Here is a 17372-nt window from a genome sequence, read left to right as displayed (position 1 = left end):
CTCCCTGCTCGTATACGAATATTGCTTTCCACAGTGCCCAGAAACCGGAGCATTGCGGAAAGCAAGGCACGCACAGTATCCGGCGTGGCGAAAAGGCGCGTCAATGATTCGTTCCGAGCGTGTTCGGTTATCGAATCAGACGGGCGGTAAACGAAATTGGACTCATTTAGTCGCTATTGGTGCGGATACGAGAAATTCAGCAGGCTCGCCACTGACGCAGAAGGGCACGCAGGGCGCGACCGCGATGACTGACGCGGAGGCGGTCTTCGTCGCTGGCTTCGGCCATTGTGCCGTTGAGTTCCGGTGCGAAGAAGAGGGGGTCGTAGCCGAAGCCGCGTTCGCCCTGCGGTGCGGTGAGGATGTTGCCTTCAAGTTTGCCGAAGGCGACGGTCTCTACTGCGCCATCCATCGCAAGTGCGAGTGCGCAACGGTAGCAGCCGGAGCGGTTCTGCGCATCTTGCAGGTTGTGCATTAAGGCAGCGTTGTTGTCTGCGTCGATGCCGAGGCCGGTGGATGGGAAGTTGAGGTCGGCTGCGTAACGAGCGGAGCGGACGCCGGGGAGGCCGTTGAGCGCATCGACTTCAAGGCCGGAGTCGTCGGCGATGACCCAGTGGCCCGGTGCGAACTTCGAATAGTACGCAGCCTTGATGCGGGCGTTGCCTTCGAAGGTGGGTTCATCTTCGGGCGGCGCTGGGATGTCCGCGAGGCCGGGCAGGGGCTGAATGTCGAAGCCCGGTGTGTCGGTTGCGGCGGTGCGGAAGTCGCGAAGCTTGCCTGCGTTGGATGTGGCTACGTACAGAATCATGGGTTGTGCTGCCGTCCAGTTAGGAAACTTACATGATCTTCTCATGCGAGTTTTGCGGGCTGGCTCAAAAGAAATTTCAACAAAATGAGACACCGATAACTTAACGGGACGTTAACGATAACCCTTGTGTTTATTGGGCGAAATCGGGATGGGGAGATGTTGCGGAATGCGGAAAGATGCTTCAGGTTGGTGTTGAAGGCACGCGGTTTGCGCGTTGCCCAAAGAGCATTGAGGAGAAGCAGATGGAGCAGGCAGCGACGCAGCCGATGGCGAAGGATATTGCACCCGCGAAGGGAAAACTGGGCGTAATGATGCCGGGTATGGGCGCGGTAGCCACCACGATGATTGCTGGTGTGGAAGCTGTGCGGCGCGGTATGGCGAAGCCCGTGGGATCGATGGCGGAGATGGGCACCATCCGGCTGGGCAAACGCACGGAAGATCACTCGCCGCTGATCAAGGATTTTGTGCCACTGGCCAAGCTGGATGATCTGGTGTTTACGGGATGGGACATCTTCGGCGGCAACCTGTTCGATGCGGCGAAGACTGCGTCGGTGCTGGATCGCGAGCAGTTGGAAGAGATGCGTCCGTTTCTGGAAGGTATTGAACCGATGCCCGCAGCGTTTGATCAGCGTTATGTGAAGCGACTGGACCCGAAGAAGATCAAGACAGGTAAGAACAAGTGCGATCTGGCGAATCAGATTCGCAACGACATTGCGGAGTTCAAGAGCAAGACCGATCGTCAGGTGATGATCTGGACTGGGTCGACCGAAATCTTTCTCAAGGAGAAGGCGGTGCATCAGACGCTTGCCGCGTTTGAGAAGGGACTGGTGGAAGATGACGAGGACATTGCACCGTCGATGCTGTATGCATGGGCGTGTTTGAAGGAGGGTGTGCCGTTTATCAATGGTGCGCCGAACCTGACGTGCGATATTCCTGCGTTGCGTGACCTGTCGAAGCAGGCGGGAGCGCCGATTGCGGGTAAGGATTTCAAGACAGGGCAGACCTTCATCAAAACCGTGCTGGCGCCTGCGTTAAAGGTTCGTTACCTGGGATTGAATGGATGGTATTCGACGAACATCCTGGGCAATCGCGATGGTGAAGTGCTGGATGACCCGGATAACTTCAAGACGAAGGAAGAATCGAAGCTGGGCGTGCTGGAATATATTCTGCAGCCGGACAAACACCCTGACTTATACGGCGATATCTTCCACAAGGTAAGGATTAATTACTATCCTCCGCGCGGCGATAACAAGGAAGGCTGGGATAACATCGACCTCTTTGGATGGATGGGATATCCCATGCAGTTGAAGGTGGATTTCCTTTGCCGCGATTCCATTCTTGCAGCTCCGCTGGCGCTGGATCTGTGCCTGTTCATGGATCTGGCCGCGCGCACGCCGAGTTTGAAGCACCTTGGTATTCAGGAGTGGTTGAGCTTTTACTTCAAGGCTCCAGATGCTGCTCCGGGGATTCATCCTGAACATGATCTGTTCATTCAGAGCATGAAGCTGAAGAATACGCTGCGCCACATTATGGGCGAGGACCTGATTACGCATCTTGGGCTGGAGTATTACTCGGAGTAAGTCGTCCAGCGAACCATATGTTGATATTCCTCGGACGAGGAGCATAACATCTGACCGAAGTGGGGAGCGAGCGATGTTGAGGCTTCTGGACTCTGTGATTTTAATCGCGTGGTATAGCTTCATTCTGGGTGGATCGGTCATCGCGCTAGTCCGGCTGTGCCGGGGGCAGGTTCATAACGGTGGGCAAGCGGCTGGACTCCCTGAAGGGTGGAGACGCTGGATGCTTGGTGAACGGCCGGAGAAGAAGTAAGTTCCAAGTTGAGCGAAGAGGCTGCCGGCCCGGCAGCCTCTTTTTTTTATTGCAACTCTTTCAGCCACAGGTTGCGGAAGGAAATTTTGACGGTCCCGGAGCCTGCAGTTTGCAATGCGATGAGGCCTTTCTCGCGAAGTTTTGTGGTGTCATCGTCGATGAAGACTGCCATGACGTGACCATTGAGAATGTGTGTGAGGACGTGGCCGCGTGCGACGATCTCCATCTGGTTCCACTCGTTCGGATGCCAGTAGCCACCGAGTTCTTCCTTGGTGCCGACAACGGCGATGCGTTCCATCGGTTTGCCTGTTTCTGCATGAATGACTTCGCTGCGTGATGCGACGATGATGCGACCGTGGCCATCGACCACCTGGCCGGTGTAGTTGCCGATGAAGTTTGCATCGCATTGATAACCGCCGACGCTGTAACGCGGATCGGCCTGCGGCATGGCGGGTGCGCCGGGACGCGGTGGTGTTGGTGGTGCGATGTAGCTGCGGTACTGAATGCCACTGTCGGCGGTGACACCCTGCAATCGGATTTCAAGACGAAGGTCGAAGTCCGCAGGTTCTTTGCCCTGCAGGATGAGGAATGTTTCCGGATTGCGTGCACCTTCGGGTGACCGGTATTGGCCGATGATGGCGTTGTCTTCGACGCTCCATACTTTTGCATCGCCTGCCCAGCCGTTGAGTGTGGCGCTGTCGAAGAGTGACGTGTAGCCGTCGTGATTGTTCCAGTCGGTTGGAATGGCCTGCGGTTTTGGCCCTCCTGCGGGACGAGTTGTCGCGGGCGATTGCGCCAGGAGAGATATCGAAGAAAGCACGAGGAGAGACGCGTAAATACAACGCATTGCCAGAGATTCCTTGCAGTGAAGGTTCAGGAAACGAACACCACTGTACGCGCGGCCGGTGTGTTGTGGAAAGCGTGTGCCCATCCCCTCAGCGCAAAGATGCATCCCATAGGGAATTCGCAGACACAAAGGAATTGGAACGCTAGATGAGCCGAACAGTATTACCCGGTGCCCCTTATCCGCTGGGGGCAACACCATCGTTACGGGGCACAAATTTTGCGTTGTATTCAGAGAATGCAACAGCCGTATCCGTTTGTTTTTTTGACGAGGAAGGCAATCAGACTGACTGTGTTGCGCTGAAGGAACGCACAGCGTTTGTGTGGCATGGGCTGGTGAAAGGCATCAAGCCGGGGCAGCGGTATGGCTATCGTGTGGAAGGCCCGTGGGAGCCGGAGAAGGGCCTGCGCTTCAACTCCGCAAAGCTGTTATGCGATCCATATGCCAAGGCACTTACGGGTGAGGTGGATTGGAAGGCGCCCATCTTTCCGTATGACGTAATAAGCGGAGACGATCTTAAAAAGGATGAGCAGGATTCCGCGGCAGGTGTGCCGAAGTCAGTAGTGGTTGATCCGAAGTTCGATTGGGGCGATGATTGTCCGCCGCAGACATTGCTTGCAGATTCTGTGATCTATGAAGTGAATGTCCGCGGATTTTCCAAGCAGAATCCGATGGTGGAAGAGAAGCTTCGCGGAACGTATGCGGCGCTGGCGACAGAGGCGAGCATTCGCTACTTCCAGATGCTGGGTATCACCGCGGTGGAACTGCTGCCGGTGCATCACTTCATTGACGAAGGCGAGTTAATCGATCGTGGGTTGCGCGATTACTGGGGATACAACACGTTAAGTTACTTCGCGCCGATGAGTCGTTATAGCTCGTCTGGCAATGCAGGGCAGCAGGTAACTGAATTCAAGCAGATGGTGAAGGCGCTTCATGCTGCGGGCATTGAAGTGATTCTGGATGTGGTCTACAACCACACATGCGAGGGCAATGAGAAAGGTCCGTTGCTAAGCATGAAGGGCATTGATAACACCACGTATTACCGGCAGGTGGCGGATAATCCGCGGTACTACATGGACTACACCGGTACGGGTAACACGCTGAATGTGATGCATCCGCAGGTGTTGATGCTGGTAATGGATTCGCTGCGTTATTGGGTGACGGAGATGCATGTAGATGGTTTCCGTTTTGATCTTGCGGCGACACTGGCACGTGAGTTGGACAGCGTTTCAAAGCTGTCGAGTTTCTTCAACGTGATTCATCAGGACCCGGTGTTGCAAAGTGTGAAGCTGATTGCGGAACCGTGGGACGTTGGCGAAGGCGGCTACCAGGTTGGCAACTTCCCCGTGCTGTGGGCCGAGTGGAATGGTCGCTATCGCGATACGGTGCGCAGGTTCTGGAAGGGTGATGAGGGGTTGCTGTCAGACTTTGCCTACCGCATTACCGGGTCGAGCGATTTGTATCAACAGGACGGTCGTCGACCGTATGCGTCGATCAACTTTATAACGGCGCATGACGGCTTCACAATGACGGACCTTGTCAGTTTCAACAGCAAACATAACGAAGCGAATGGCGATAATAACGCCGACGGGGCAGACAACAACGATAGCTGGAACATGGGCGCGGAAGGGCCAACGGACGATGCAGGCATCAACGAACTGCGTGAACGGCAGGTGCGCAATTTTCTGACGACGCTGGTGCTGTCGCAGGGCGTGCCGATGCTCTGTGGCGGCGACGAGGTGGGACGCTCGCAGCGCGGCAATAACAACGGCTATTGCCAGGATAACGAGATTACCTGGTACGACTGGAAGCTGGATGTTCCACGGAAACGACTGATGGAGTTCACTGCGAAGCTGATTCAGTTGCGCAAGAACCATCCGAATCTTCGGCGCAGAAAGTTCTTTCAGGACCGCACGATTCGCGGCTCCGTTATCCGTGACATCGCGTGGTTTAACTCGAACGGCGAGGAGTTTCACGAAGAAGACTGGGGCGCTGGGTGGCAGCGTTCGCTGGCCTTCATGCTGAATGGCAAGACGCTCGGTGTTACCGATGAAGATGGTGTTCCTATCATGGACAACAGCTTCTTGTTCATGGTGAATGCAGCGGCGGATGGTGTGGAGTTTACGTTGCCGCCTCCTCCCGGAGATACGCCGTGGCACCAGGTGCTGGACACGCAGAATGTGGATGATCCGTTTGCGGAGTCGGATATGAGTGACAAGGTGATCCTGGGAGGGCGTTCGTTCCGTGTATTCTGCGATGGTCGACCGAAGCTGCAATAGCGCCATCTTGCGGTGAAATAGAGAAGCGGCGTTGACGCGCCGCTTTTCACATTGATACGGTTCAGAACGTTACCGAATCTTTGGAGGAACCGTGATCCGTCCGCTTGCTGCTGTCGCCTGCCTGTTGTTTGCCACCTGTGCCGTTGCACAGGATTCCACCGCGCTGTTGAAAGAGAAGACGGTGCCCAGCCCGGGGCGTCCGCAATCGATCAAGGATGGCGTGCAGATTCAGAAGGCGCAGTTGGAAGACTATGTGGCCATGCTGGATAACCTGCCGCTGACGGCTCCCGCAAAGCCGAAACAGCCGCGCAAGTTGCTGATCCTGTGCAAGGCTGCAGGATTTTTCCATTCCTCGATTCCGCTGGCTGCGGAGACGGTGAAGGCGATGGGCGAGAAGACGGGCGCGTATGCCGCGACCATTACGTATGACTCCGCTGATATCAACGCCGCAAACCTGGCCAAGTATGACGGCATTTTTCTGGATAGCACCACGCTGGAATTCCTGGGTGATCCCAAGGACCCGGCGACGGATGCGCGGAAGAAAGCGCTGATGGATTTTGTGCGCAGTGGTCATGGCATTGCCGGGATTCATGCTGCGGGTGACACCTATCACACCGTTCCGGCGCGTAATTCCGGTGAAAAACCGCAGGGAACATGGCCAGAGTTCAACAAGATGATCGGCGGTTTCTTCAAATTTCACTGGGTGTATCCGCAACCGGTGTGGGTGAAGATCGACGATCCCAAGAGCCCGCTGACGGCGATGTTCCATGGCCGCGAGTTTGAGGTGCATGACGAGATCTACACCTTCCTGCAGGAGTCGTTCAGCAGGAAGAATGTGCACGTGCTGACGAGCGTGGATTATTCAAAGATGTCCGCGGAGGACAAGGCGAAGGAGCCCGCCGCGACGAAGCGTACGGATGGCGACTATGCGTTGAGCTGGATTCATCGCGAGGGCAAGGGGCGCGTCTTTTATGAGGCGCTGGGGCATAGCGAACACATCTATGCCATGACGCCGATCATGACGCATGTGCTGGCGGGGATTCAGTACACGCTGGGCGATTTGCCTGCGAACGATGCGCCGAGCGTGAAGTAGAAGTGGTAGTGGAGTCCCACGTCTCAAAAGCGAGACGTGGGGCACCCACCTTCTCGGGACGTTAGATTTTGTCGAGATAGCTCATGATCTCGGAGTTCGTCCACTCCTGCGGGCCGATGAATTTGCGGCGGATGTTGCCCTGGCGGTCGATCAGGAAGGTTTCCGGTACGCGGACGGAGCCGTACTTCAGGTTCGCGCCCTGTGTGCCGTCGCGGACGCTCAGCAGGTTGATGCTGTATTGCGCGAGGAATTTGCTGTAGGCGTCGGGATCGTCGTCGATGGAGACGGCGACTACCTGGATGTCCGGTCGCAGGGCTTGCAGACGCTGCAGGCTGGGCAGCTCGTCAATGCAGGGAGCGCACCACGTGGCCCAGAAGTTGAGCAGGACGACCTTACCCCGGAACTTGCTCAGTTGGATGGTCTGTGCGCCGTTGTGGACGGTGAAATCGGGCGCCACTTCTGCGATTTGCTGCGGGTGATCGCCGCGGTTGCAGCCCGCGAAAAGGGCAGGGGCCAGCAGACTGGCGGACAGAAGCAGGGAGCGGGAGGCGACGCGGAATCTCACGCTTCCTATAATACGAAGGCACATGAGTGACGATCAGAACAACACGCCGGATTTGACCAAACCGGCCCCGGATTTTGAGTTTCACTTTGACGGTACCCCCTCCGCCGCTTCGGTGCGTCGGGAGGCTGCAGTGTCTTCAAAGATTGTGGAAGAGGAGCCTTCCACCCACGCCCTGACGGTGTTGATTCCGGCGCGGAATGAGGCGCACAACATCGGTGGATGCCTGGAATCGCTGCTGCGGCAGAGCGAACCGGGGTTTGAGCTGGGGCGGCATTGGCACCTGCTGGTGATCGACGACAGTTCCACGGATGAGACGTTTGCCATTGCGTCGAAGCTGGCTGAGGGACGCGACGGTGTGCAGGTGCTCCGCGCCGAACCGCTGAAGTCGCAGAGAAAAGGGTTTACCGGCAAGAATGCGGCGTTGTGGTTCGGAGCGCAGCAGCCGGTGGCGCAGACGGCGAAGTGGCTGCTGTTTACGGATGCGGACACGCTGCATGAGCCGAACTCGCTGCATCGGGCCATTGTGGAGGCGGAGCGGCATGATGTGGCCCTGCTGAGCTATTCGCCGAAGCAGATCAACGCGAACCTGGCGCAGCGGGCGGTGATGCCACTGATCTTTTCGGAGCTTGCCAGCACGTATCCGCCGAAGAAGGTGAGCGATCCTTCCAGCCCGATTGCGGCGGCGAATGGGCAGTTTCTGCTGGTGCGGCGGCAGGTTTATTTCGATGTGGGCGGACATAAGGCTGTTGCTGCCGAAGTGCTGGAGGACGTCGCGCTGGCGCAGAAGGTGAAGCGGCGGTACGCGATTCGTTTCCGCTATGCGCCGGAGGCTGTATCGGCAAGGATGTATCGCACGACGGCGGAGATGGTGGAGGGCTGGACGAAGAACCTGGCACTGCTATTTCGCAATCCACTGTTCATGGCGCTGATTGCGCTGCTGAATTTTGTGCAGTTGCTGGGACTGCCGCTGCTGCCGTTTGTGTGGCCGAACCTGGTGTACTGGCAGGTACTGGCTATTGCGATTTTGTGGCTGCGGGTGCTGGTGCGGTACTTCGGGCGGGTAGGGCGGTCGAATGCGCCGTTTGTGGATCGCGTGTTGAGTATTGTGGCGCTGCCGCTGTTTGCATTATTGCTGTTCCGGTCGTGGCAGAAGGTGAAGATTGCCCGGGCTGTGGTTTGGAAGGGGCGGGAGTACACAACGTGAGTGCTAAGCAATTGCGTATTCGAGCGACACCAAATCACGTCATGGTTGAGAGACGTTCGCCATGGACTCCAGTGATAACTTTCATAGGCACGTTCGTCTTCAGCGGTGCCTTCATGCTCATCATGCCTGGCAAGCATAATAATCCTAGTCTGCTTCAGATCATGCTGCGATCCGGGCATATAGCAGATTTATCCATTTTCGTATTTATTGCGATATTTTCAGCTTTTATGTCCTATGGATCGCTGAAACTATCGCGGGCTGAATTTGTTCATTGTGACGACACGAAGTTTCATCATGCGCGCAAAGGGATCGGACGTGCGTGGATTCGAACGTCTTACCCGCGAGAGGCAATCAAGCGTTTGCGTTGGGATATATTCGCCTTCGACAGAAACACAAAGGTGAGCAGTCTGATGTTCGAAGCGAATGGTGTAACAGGGCACGCTCTGGAAGGGCTGACTCTGATCGAGGCAGATCGTATCCTCGCATCGTGCCAGGGATTTGGATACGACGTATTTCGGGATGAGACTGTACCGATGCTGCTGGATATTGAGAAGCGGGGTTGGTTTGTAAATCCGTGGCGACCAGATGAGGTCGAAACTCATCCAAAGGAACAGCAATGATTTACTTGACGCGCAAAGCCGACTTTTCTTCCGCGCACTTCTATCGCAACCCGGATTGGAGCGAGGAGAAGAACCGCGCTGTTTTTGGCAAGTGTGCCAACGCGAATGGGCATGGCCATAACTACACGCTGGAAGTGACAGTTGGTGGTGAGGTGGATCCGGTGACCGGGTTTGTGGTGGACCTGAAGCTGCTGAAGGACATCCTGGAAGAGCAGGTGGTCAGCGTGTATGACCATCGGCATCTGAATCATGAAGTGCCGGAGTTTGCTTCGACGGTGCCCACTACCGAGAACATTGCGGTGGCTATCTGGCGTCGGCTGGATGGGAAGATTCCCAATGCGAAGCTGCATCGCGTGCGTGTGTATGAGATGGACGACCTGTTTGCCGATTACTACGGCGAGGAGGCCTGATGGCTCCGCTGGCCTATTTCTCGCGGCGATATCGGTTTTCGGCGATGCATCGTCTGCATGCGCCCTCGCTTTCGGTGGAAGAGAATCGCGAGACGTATGGGAAGTGCAACAATCCGTTTGGGCATGGCCACAACTACTTTGTGGAAGTGACCGTCGCGGGGCCGATTGATCCGGTGACGGGCTTTGTGGTGGATATGTCGAAGCTGGATGCGCTGGCGAAACGAGAGTTGATCGACAGGTTCGATCAGGTTTCGATGAATGCTGATCCGGTATTTGCCGGGGAGATTGTGCCTTCCACGGAGAACCTGACGATTGAGGTGGAACGCATCTTCCGCAGCGAAGTGCCGAAGCTGGATGCAGCGGGGAAGCTGCGGCTTCATGCGATACGGATTGAGGAGACGGCGAATAACAGTTTCGATCTGCCGTCAGATAACAGGACGCAGCCGGTGCTTTCGTAGCTGCGCGTGAAAGAGTTTTGAACGATGGAAGATAGCCGTTTGGAGACACATACTGCCCTTGCTGATCCCACGCTGGAATTGCATGCGGCGAGCACCGAAGATATTCACCGCGAGTTGCTGCGTCGGCTTGGGGAAGACCCTGCACGCGATGGATTGCTGAAGACACCGGAGCGCATCACGAAGGCGATGACGTATCTGACACAGGGATACGAGCAGAGCGCAACGGAGATTTTGCGTGGTGCGTTGTTCGATGTGGACTATGACGAGATGGTCATTGTCCGCAACATTGAATTTTATTCGTTGTGCGAGCACCATGTGCTGCCGTTCTTCGGTAAGGCGCATGTTGCGTACATTCCAAAGGGCAAGGTGATTGGCCTGAGCAAAGTGGCTCGGCTGGTGGATGTGTATGCGCGACGTTTGCAGGTGCAGGAACGCATGACGCGCGAGATTGCGGATGCGATTGTGGATGCCATCAATCCGCAGGGTGTGGCTGTGATCCTGGAAGCGCAGCACCTGTGCATGATGATGCGCGGCGTGGAGAAACAGGGGAGTATGACGTCGACCTCGACGATGCTGGGATGCTTCCGTGAAAGCGCGCAGACGCGGAATGAGTTTCTTTCGCTGATCCGGCGGTCGGCGGTCTAAGCTGAGTTTCGCCGGATTATCTGAAAATAAATGCCCCGATCCTGTGAAGGACCGGGGCATAGTCTTTTGTGGCTTAGAACTCGATCTTCGCCTTCAACTGAAGAATACGAGGTGAGTCATCACCGCCTACACCGCTGAAGATGCCCGATGGATTCACTGTGGTGGTGACGGTTGCGAACGAGGCCGAAGAGAAGGAGCCGGTGGGGCGCGAGAAGTTAAGGTGATTCAGGACGTTGAACGCCTGAGCTGAGACTGAGAACACGCCGCCTTCCCAGTGCAACGGGAAAGACTTTGTGACCGCAAGATCTGTGCTGATGTACTTGGGCCCGCGGAACGCATTGCGTACATAAGCTGCATTGACGGAAGCCACGTTACTCTGTCCCGGAAGAGAACTGGAGAACTGCGACTTCTGCAAGCAGATCTGTTTGCCGTAGTTGCACGTGGCCTGGCCGCCGCCGAGATAGGTGGGCAGAATGCTTCCGCCATAGGCACCGTTTGAATAGGTGGAGATGGTGGAAGACAGCGCCGTATCTACGGGAGTAAAGGGAAGGCCGGAGTATGCGAACGCCGCACCGGAGATCTGCCACCCACCGTAGAAGAAGTTCTTAAACGGTAGACGGTAGACATAGTTCACGACAAAGTTATGACGCTCGTCTGTTGAGGATGGTCCATAGCTCAGGTTCGGATGGTAGGGATCGACGGGTGAGCCAATGTCCGTTGTGCCTGTTGCTGTGGAGGTAGAGAAGCCATTCGCGCCGGTATCAAGCTGTTTGCCCAGCGTGTATCCAGCGGTGATGAGGCTGCCGCTCAAACCAAACTTATGCGTCGCCGTAATGATGACGCCGTTGTAGTTTGAGGAGCCACCGGAAGAGTAGTAGTACACCGTACCAAAGCGTGAGTCAGGCTGCGCGGTGGGCAGACCGACAATGTACGGTTTGGCTGAAGTGGCTTTGTCTGCACTCGCTGCCGGAGAGTATGCATTCAAACCCGCATTGGTGTATGGCTGATGAAGTGCGTGGTTCCCGAGGTAGTTGACGGAAACCACATCCCACCGTCCGAACTGCTTCTGTACTTCAAGGTTCCACTTTTCGATATACGTCATGCGGAAATTCGGCTGCGACGTATACACCGAAGGTGGTGTGAAGAACTTCTGCAGGCTGGTCGGAAGACTTGCCTTGATGCTGGCAACTGTGCCGCCGCTGGTGATTCCAGAGGTGAAGGCTGAGTTCAACGCCTGGGCATCATTGAACAGATTGCTGGTTTCGGTGTTGGCAAGGTTGTCGCCGCTGATGGATGAGAAGGTATTCTTCGTTGGCGGGTTCTTGGCTAAGCCTTCGAGAATGCTTCCGGCCAGGCCGTCGTAGAAGAGCCCGAAACCGCCACGGATAACCATGGTGTCATGCATGATGGGTGGGTTGAAGGCGAAGCCGACGCGTGGTTGCCATTCCAGCTTCTGCAGTCCATACAGTGTTTCCTTGTTGTTGAAGCTGTATGCCTGGTTGTATGGGATCGAGGTATCGTGAGTCAGTTGGAACCACGGCGAGGCCAGGCGGGTGATGCAACCGCTTAAGCAACTGATGTTGCCCTGGTGCTCCAATCGCAGCGCGAAGGAGAGGCTCAAGGTGCGGTGTGCCTTCCAGTTGTCTTCTGCATAGGCAGCCCATTGGTTATAGCCAACGGGGTAGTTGGGACGCAGTGGAAAGGCCTGTGTGAAGGTCGTGACTTTGCCTCCGGGTGTGTCCACACCACCGTTGATGAAGGCTCCCATAGTTTGCGCCGAGATGTTCGGTACGGTGTTCGCGGTGAAGTAGTGGTCGTTCTCCTTGATGTAATAGAACTTGCCGCCAAACTTCAGCGTGTGGGCTCCGGCATCCAGAGCAAAGTCGTCCTGCACCTGAACCGTGGTGATGTTACGGCCGGTGGGGAAGCTGGCATTGCTGCCACCCAGGCCCGTCAATGAACTGTCTGCAAAGCCCAACTGTGCAGGGAAGACTGCAAGCGAGGCGTTCAGGTCTGCCGGACCAAACAAGGCTCCGTACCAAAGGCCGGCGAGGATAACGCTGTTGGTGGCCTTCGTTCCGAAGATGTGTGTTTCATTCAACTGGCCGCTGTGCTGGGGCTGAATGCTGATGGCGTTAAAGGCGGCGCTGACAGGGTCTGTGGTGGTGGGCTGCGTGCCGGAATCGTGCTCGTAACGAACGAACATCTTGTCGTGCGGACTGAGTACAGCATCCGTGCGGAAGATCATCAGGGCTTCATTCGCGTAGGTGGTGGCGGTGGATGAGTAGTAGTTGGTGCAGGCACCGGCTGTGGTTCCAAGTGCTGCCATGTCCGTGGCGTTCAACGTGCCGCAGCCCGTCGATAGCGCGTAGGCAGAGCTCGCATTGGGATTACCGGTGGATGTGCCGGGGCCGGTCACGGGCACACCATGCGCAGCGCCAGCAGCGTTATAGATGTTGAACATGTTCTGGTAGAACGGGATCGATTTAGACAATCCGTTTGCCGCCAGCTTTTTCAGCGTGTATGTCTGCAGGTTTTGCGATGGCAGAAGTACAGTAACCGGCGTCGCGGGAATGATGGCACGCAAACCTTCCGCATCGGCCAGGAAGAAAAGCTTGTCATGGCCATCGAACACATGGGGAATCACGACCGGACCACTGATCAACGCGGACCACTGATTTGCATTCACAAATGAACGCGGCGTGATGTTGCCAGGCCCAGCCTGCTTATGCGCATAGGTGTTCGCAACCAGCGAGCGTCCAGTCCAGTACCAACTTGCATTGCCATGCAGACGGTTGGAGCCGCTCTTGGTCACAAAGCTGGCTGTCGCGCCTGCAAGACCGCCGTACTGGCCGGAGTAGCCGTTGGCAATGATCGACGCTTCCTGTACATCGTTCAGGCCCAGCGTAAGGTTCGATGCGCCGGAGTTGTTGGCATTGTTGTAGGGGTCGTTGAAGTTCTGTCCGTCAATCTGGTAAAGGGTACGGGAACTGGTGCCGAAGCCTGTATTGAAGCCGGGTGTGATCCTGGTTTCAAAGAGAAGGTTGTTGCCAGAGTTTGGTACCTCTTCCACCTGGATCTGGCTGACGGTTGTGGCAACGTTGCCGTTCTCCGCGTTGATCAGTCCGGCAACAGCCTGCACTTCGATCGTTTGTGATTCGCTGCCAACAGCGAGCTTCAAGTCCGCAGAAGCAACCTGAGACGAGTTCACGTTGATGGAGGAATCCAACTGGGCGAATCCCGACTGTTCAACATGAATGTCATACAGCCCTGGAGCGAGCAGATCGAAGCGATAAGAACCGGACGACGAGCTTTTTACTGTCCGAGACGTATGCGTCTTCTGGTCGGTAAGACGGATTGTGGCACCGGAAATCACTGCTCCCGATTGATCGCTGACCAGACCGCCGATCGCACCTGTTGTTGTAGTTTGCGCAAACGCCAGGTTTGCGCCCAAGGATAACGCCGTAACGGCAAAAAGTGCCGGGATACGACTCATTGCACTACCTCCTTCAATACGTTCAAAGTGAAGCGTGTCCGAGTGTCAGGAACTGCTCAGGTAATGACCTGAACGGCGATTTTTGATGAAGCAACAGCATGAAAAAACCTTCCCGCAGATACGCGGCAAGGAAGCACATCGCAGCATGGCCGATGTACATAAACAATCACGGCCATCCAGAACGGCGGCGCATGATGTGGCACTGAGTTTTGGGATTGCTGATTAGTTACTTATCACGAATGTTGGGTGAAATTCCCAAAAATGATTTCAGTATTCGAAATATCTGTGAGGACAGGCCGGTAAGAATTCGTTACACGGATGCGTGCATGGCGGAAGAGGTGTCAGGGCTCCCATCCTGATGATGGGAACCCTGTGTATGGGAAAGCGTTCAGATTTCGCGGATGGCTTTGGCTGCGTTTTGCAGCACTTCCGCTACCTTGCGGATCTGTTCCGGTGTGCTGTCTTCGTGGCGGATGCGGTCGCCGATGGCTTCGCGCAGCGCGCCCATGGCTTCCATTATTTCCGGCGAGCGGTCGCGGGCAAATCCGCGTCCGGCAGCCTTCATCAGGTGTTCCAACTCATTCAGGCGCTCCTGATTTTCAACCAGGAATGCCTTACCTTCGTCGGTGACGGAGTAGACTTTTTTGCCTGCTTCGTTGACGGTGGCGACGGTGAAGCCCTGCTCCTCCAACATGGTGAGCGTGGGATAGATCACGCCAGCGCTGGGGCGATAACCACCGGCCATACGTTCTTCCAGCCGCTTGATGAGCTGGTAGCCGTAAGCCGGTTCCTGGGCCAGTTCGCGCAGGATGACCAGACGCATTACGCCACTGTCAAACAGGCGTTCGCGTCCGCCGCCAAAACCTCCGCGGCCTTTGCCGAAGGGGCCAAAGCCTTCTCCGAAAGGGCCTCGCGGTCCACCGAAGCGTCCGTGGTGGCCTCCGGGGAAGCATCCTTCGCGACCTTCTGCGTACTCTCCGGCAAAGCGGTCATCGCGCCGTCCACGACGATCTCCACGATGGAATCCCCGAGGATCGGGGCAGTGCATGGAAAACTTAAACATTTCGTACCTCCTTCTCGCGATATATCGTGAGATATATCTTAGATACTCCTTTCAGTGTCAAGATGCAAGATATATCTTGTCCATTTCTTCTGTGCTCCTTTTGGCTTCGACTCCGTCTTACACAGGCACAGGGGTTCATGGAGTAATGGCTTTGAATTCAGTGTCATTAAGGTTTCTTACACGAAGGAAAGTGTTGCTGGGCGGCGCTGCCGCCAGTGGTGCCTTGTTACTGGCGAAGGGCGCTGCGGTTGCGGAATCATTGACCGCTCCATTGCCTTGTTCCCTGACGCGCGAGTTGGAAGAGGGGCCGTACTACGTTGATAGCGAACTACTGCGCCGCGATATCCGCGATGGCAAACCGGGTCTGCCGCTGCATCTGCGCATTACGATTCTGGACAAAAACACCTGCAAGCCGCTGCCGCATGCGGCGGTAGACATCTGGCATTGCGATGCCATGGGAATTTATTCCGGCTATGAGAAGCAGAGCCTGATGCCAATGGGGCCTCCGGGAGAGGCAGGGCCAAACGGCGGTCCTCCACGTGGTTCGGGTGGCCGTCCAGCGGGACCGCCGTTGGACAAGAATGGGCGGCCTTTTCCGCCTCCGGGAGATTTCGGTGGACCGGGTAGCCCCGGTGGTCCGCCGCATAGTGAGATCACGGACAACGATCGATTCTTCCGCGGTGTGCAGATTACGGGTGGGGATGGTATTGCGGATTTTCTGACGGTGTATCCGGGCTGGTATCAGGGGCGCGACACGCACATCCATGTGAAGGTGCATGTCGGGGGCAAGGATGTGCTCGGCCATGACAAGACGTTGAAGCAAGCTGCAAGCGATCCAGAGCGGCATGTGTACAGCGGCGGCCATGTTTGTTTTACCGGGCAGATGGCGTTTGCCGATGCCTTTAGCGATCGCGTCGCCAAGCTAGAGCCATATCGCTCGCACAACCTGCAACGCACGCGGCTGAATGAGGATGGTGTGTTTGAAAGCCACGCAGGCGATGTGTTTGTGCAACTGACGCAGATGGACATGCGACGGCTGGAGGCTGGTGTAAGCGGTAGCATGGTCTGTGTGATTGATCCTGCCGAGATATGGAAGGAACAACATGGGCCAGGTAGTGGACCACCGCAACGACGTTAGGTTTCCTGGCGGAAGGATGATCTAATTGGAGGGTTGCAATGAACGGCCTTCTGATTTTCGATAAACCCTCCGGACTTACCTCTCACGATGTTGTTTCGCTGGTGCGGCGCGCCAGCGGCGAACGCTCTGTTGGCCATCTGGGCACGCTGGATCCCATGGCGACCGGCGTATTGCCGTTGCTGCTGGGCAAATGGACGCGGCTGGCTCAGTTTTTTAATGCCGCGGACAAGCAGTACACCGGCACAATTCGTTTTGGCTTTGCCACGGACACGTACGACGCCGAAGGCCAACCCGCAGGCGAGGCGCAATCCTTGCGCTGTTCGCTGGAGGAACTGCGTGCTTTAAGCGCACGTTTTCATGGAACCATCGACCAGGTGCCACCAGTGTTTTCCGCGAAGAAGATTGGCGGTGTGCCGGCGCATAAGCTGGCTCGGCAGGGTAAGGAAGTTGCCGTAAAACCCGCACGCATTACGATTCATGATTTTTCGTTGACGGGTTTAGAAGGTGATACCGCGAGCTTTGCCATGCATGTTTCCTCAGGCGGCTATGTGCGGTCGGTGGCGCATGAACTGGGGCAGCTTGCCGGTTGCGGCGCGCATTTATCTTCGCTGCGCAGGACGCAGGCGGGCGTGTTTACGCTGGCGGATGCGGTGACGCGCGAACAGTTAATTGAAGCGGCAAATGCAGGCACGGTGCAGCAACTGATGCGGCATCCTCGTACGGTATTGCCGGAAATGCCTGCAGTAACTGCGGACGAAGGTTCACAGACGAAGCTGCGCAATGGCATGGCGGTGAATCTGCCGGAGTTTTCGGATGCGCCGCTGGTGCGGATTTTCAACGGCAGCAAAGAGTTGCTGGGCATTGGAAAACGCGTGGCCGGGACGCTGATCCAGCCCTACGTAAACATTGCATAGTTTGCCCA

At 56.3% G+C, this 17372-nt stretch carries 16 protein-coding genes; 11 read left to right on the top strand and 5 right to left on the bottom strand.

What is annotated here, in order from left to right:
• Positions 1-196: 196 nt before the first annotated feature.
• Positions 197-805 (bottom strand): non-canonical purine NTP pyrophosphatase, encoded by a 609-nt coding sequence (locus tag AB6729_RS06420; RefSeq protein WP_371080746.1) that lies wholly within the window; start codon positions 803-805, stop codon positions 197-199.
• Between the two features lie 242 nt (positions 806-1047).
• Here AB6729_RS06420 and AB6729_RS06415 point away from each other — a divergent pair, with 242 nt between their 5' ends.
• Positions 1048-2385: an inositol-3-phosphate synthase gene (locus AB6729_RS06415; RefSeq protein ID WP_371081196.1), complete on the top strand. Its 1338-nt coding sequence runs from the start codon at positions 1048-1050 to the stop codon at positions 2383-2385.
• Between the two features lie 296 nt (positions 2386-2681).
• Here the strand turns inward: AB6729_RS06415 and AB6729_RS06410 are convergent, their stop codons facing one another.
• Positions 2682-3482: a DUF1080 domain-containing protein gene (locus tag AB6729_RS06410; protein ID WP_371080745.1), complete on the bottom strand. Its 801-nt coding sequence runs from the start codon at positions 3480-3482 to the stop codon at positions 2682-2684.
• 146 nt (positions 3483-3628) lie between these two features.
• Here AB6729_RS06410 and glgX point away from each other — a divergent pair, with 146 nt between their 5' ends.
• Together glgX and AB6729_RS06400 are read left to right on the top strand one after the other, a co-directional pair.
• The gene (gene glgX / locus AB6729_RS06405) at positions 3629-5758 is read left to right on the top strand and encodes a glycogen debranching protein GlgX (RefSeq protein ID WP_371080744.1); all 2130 of its coding nucleotides are present in this window, start codon (positions 3629-3631) and stop codon (positions 5756-5758) included.
• Positions 5759-5849: 91 nt separating this feature from the next.
• Positions 5850-6851, top strand: coding sequence for a ThuA domain-containing protein (locus AB6729_RS06400; RefSeq protein ID WP_371080743.1), 1002 nt, complete (start codon positions 5850-5852; stop codon positions 6849-6851).
• A gap of 61 nt (positions 6852-6912) precedes the next feature.
• Here the strand turns inward: AB6729_RS06400 and AB6729_RS06395 are convergent, their stop codons facing one another.
• Complete coding sequence (locus AB6729_RS06395) at positions 6913-7416, bottom strand: TlpA family protein disulfide reductase (protein ID WP_371080742.1); 504 nt, start codon at positions 7414-7416, stop codon at positions 6913-6915.
• Between the two features lie 22 nt (positions 7417-7438).
• Between AB6729_RS06395 and AB6729_RS06390 the strand changes: the two genes are divergently transcribed.
• Genes AB6729_RS06390 through folE form a run of 5 tightly spaced genes read left to right on the top strand, consistent with a single transcriptional unit; the run spans position 7439 to position 10753 of the window.
• Entirely contained in the window at positions 7439-8620 is a 1182-nt protein-coding gene (locus tag AB6729_RS06390; RefSeq protein ID WP_371080741.1) for a glycosyltransferase family 2 protein, read from the top strand.
• Complete coding sequence (locus AB6729_RS06385) at positions 8617-9240, top strand: hypothetical protein (protein ID WP_371080740.1); 624 nt, start codon at positions 8617-8619, stop codon at positions 9238-9240. Before AB6729_RS06390 ends, AB6729_RS06385 begins: the two co-directional genes overlap by 4 nt.
• Positions 9237-9650, top strand: a complete 414-nt coding sequence (locus AB6729_RS06380; protein WP_371080739.1) for a 6-pyruvoyl tetrahydropterin synthase family protein — start codon at positions 9237-9239, stop codon at positions 9648-9650. The genes AB6729_RS06385 and AB6729_RS06380 overlap by 4 nt, the downstream gene beginning before the upstream one ends.
• Positions 9650-10108, top strand: a complete 459-nt coding sequence (locus AB6729_RS06375; protein WP_371080738.1) for a 6-carboxytetrahydropterin synthase — start codon at positions 9650-9652, stop codon at positions 10106-10108. The genes AB6729_RS06380 and AB6729_RS06375 overlap by 1 nt, the downstream gene beginning before the upstream one ends.
• Before the next feature lie 24 nt (positions 10109-10132).
• Positions 10133-10753, top strand: a complete 621-nt coding sequence (folE, locus tag AB6729_RS06370; protein ID WP_371080737.1) for a GTP cyclohydrolase I FolE — start codon at positions 10133-10135, stop codon at positions 10751-10753.
• A gap of 73 nt (positions 10754-10826) precedes the next feature.
• Here the strand turns inward: folE and AB6729_RS06365 are convergent, their stop codons facing one another.
• Positions 10827-14249 carry a carboxypeptidase regulatory-like domain-containing protein gene (locus AB6729_RS06365; RefSeq protein ID WP_371080736.1) on the bottom strand — a complete coding sequence of 1141 codons (3423 nt, stop codon included), beginning with the start codon at positions 14247-14249 and terminating at the stop codon, positions 10827-10829.
• A gap of 85 nt (positions 14250-14334) precedes the next feature.
• Here AB6729_RS06365 and AB6729_RS06360 point away from each other — a divergent pair, with 85 nt between their 5' ends.
• Entirely contained in the window at positions 14335-14475 is a 141-nt protein-coding gene (locus tag AB6729_RS06360; protein ID WP_371080735.1) for a hypothetical protein, read from the top strand.
• 162 nt (positions 14476-14637) lie between these two features.
• Here AB6729_RS06360 and AB6729_RS06355 read toward each other — a convergent pair whose 3' ends face one another.
• Positions 14638-15312: a PadR family transcriptional regulator gene (locus AB6729_RS06355; protein ID WP_371080734.1), complete on the bottom strand. Its 675-nt coding sequence runs from the start codon at positions 15310-15312 to the stop codon at positions 14638-14640.
• A 145-nt stretch (positions 15313-15457) separates the two neighbouring features.
• Here AB6729_RS06355 and AB6729_RS06350 point away from each other — a divergent pair, with 145 nt between their 5' ends.
• Positions 15458-16450: an intradiol ring-cleavage dioxygenase gene (locus AB6729_RS06350; protein WP_371080733.1), complete on the top strand. Its 993-nt coding sequence runs from the start codon at positions 15458-15460 to the stop codon at positions 16448-16450.
• Between the two features lie 38 nt (positions 16451-16488).
• Positions 16489-17364 (top strand): tRNA pseudouridine(55) synthase TruB, encoded by an 876-nt coding sequence (gene truB, locus AB6729_RS06345; protein WP_371080732.1) that lies wholly within the window; start codon positions 16489-16491, stop codon positions 17362-17364.
• Positions 17365-17372 lie beyond the last annotated feature (8 nt).

It is taken from the genome of Terriglobus sp. RCC_193, assembly GCF_041355105.1.
In the GTDB taxonomy this organism is placed as follows: domain Bacteria; phylum Acidobacteriota; class Terriglobia; order Terriglobales; family Acidobacteriaceae; genus Terriglobus.
This window is presented reverse-complemented; position numbering and strand designations above follow the sequence as displayed.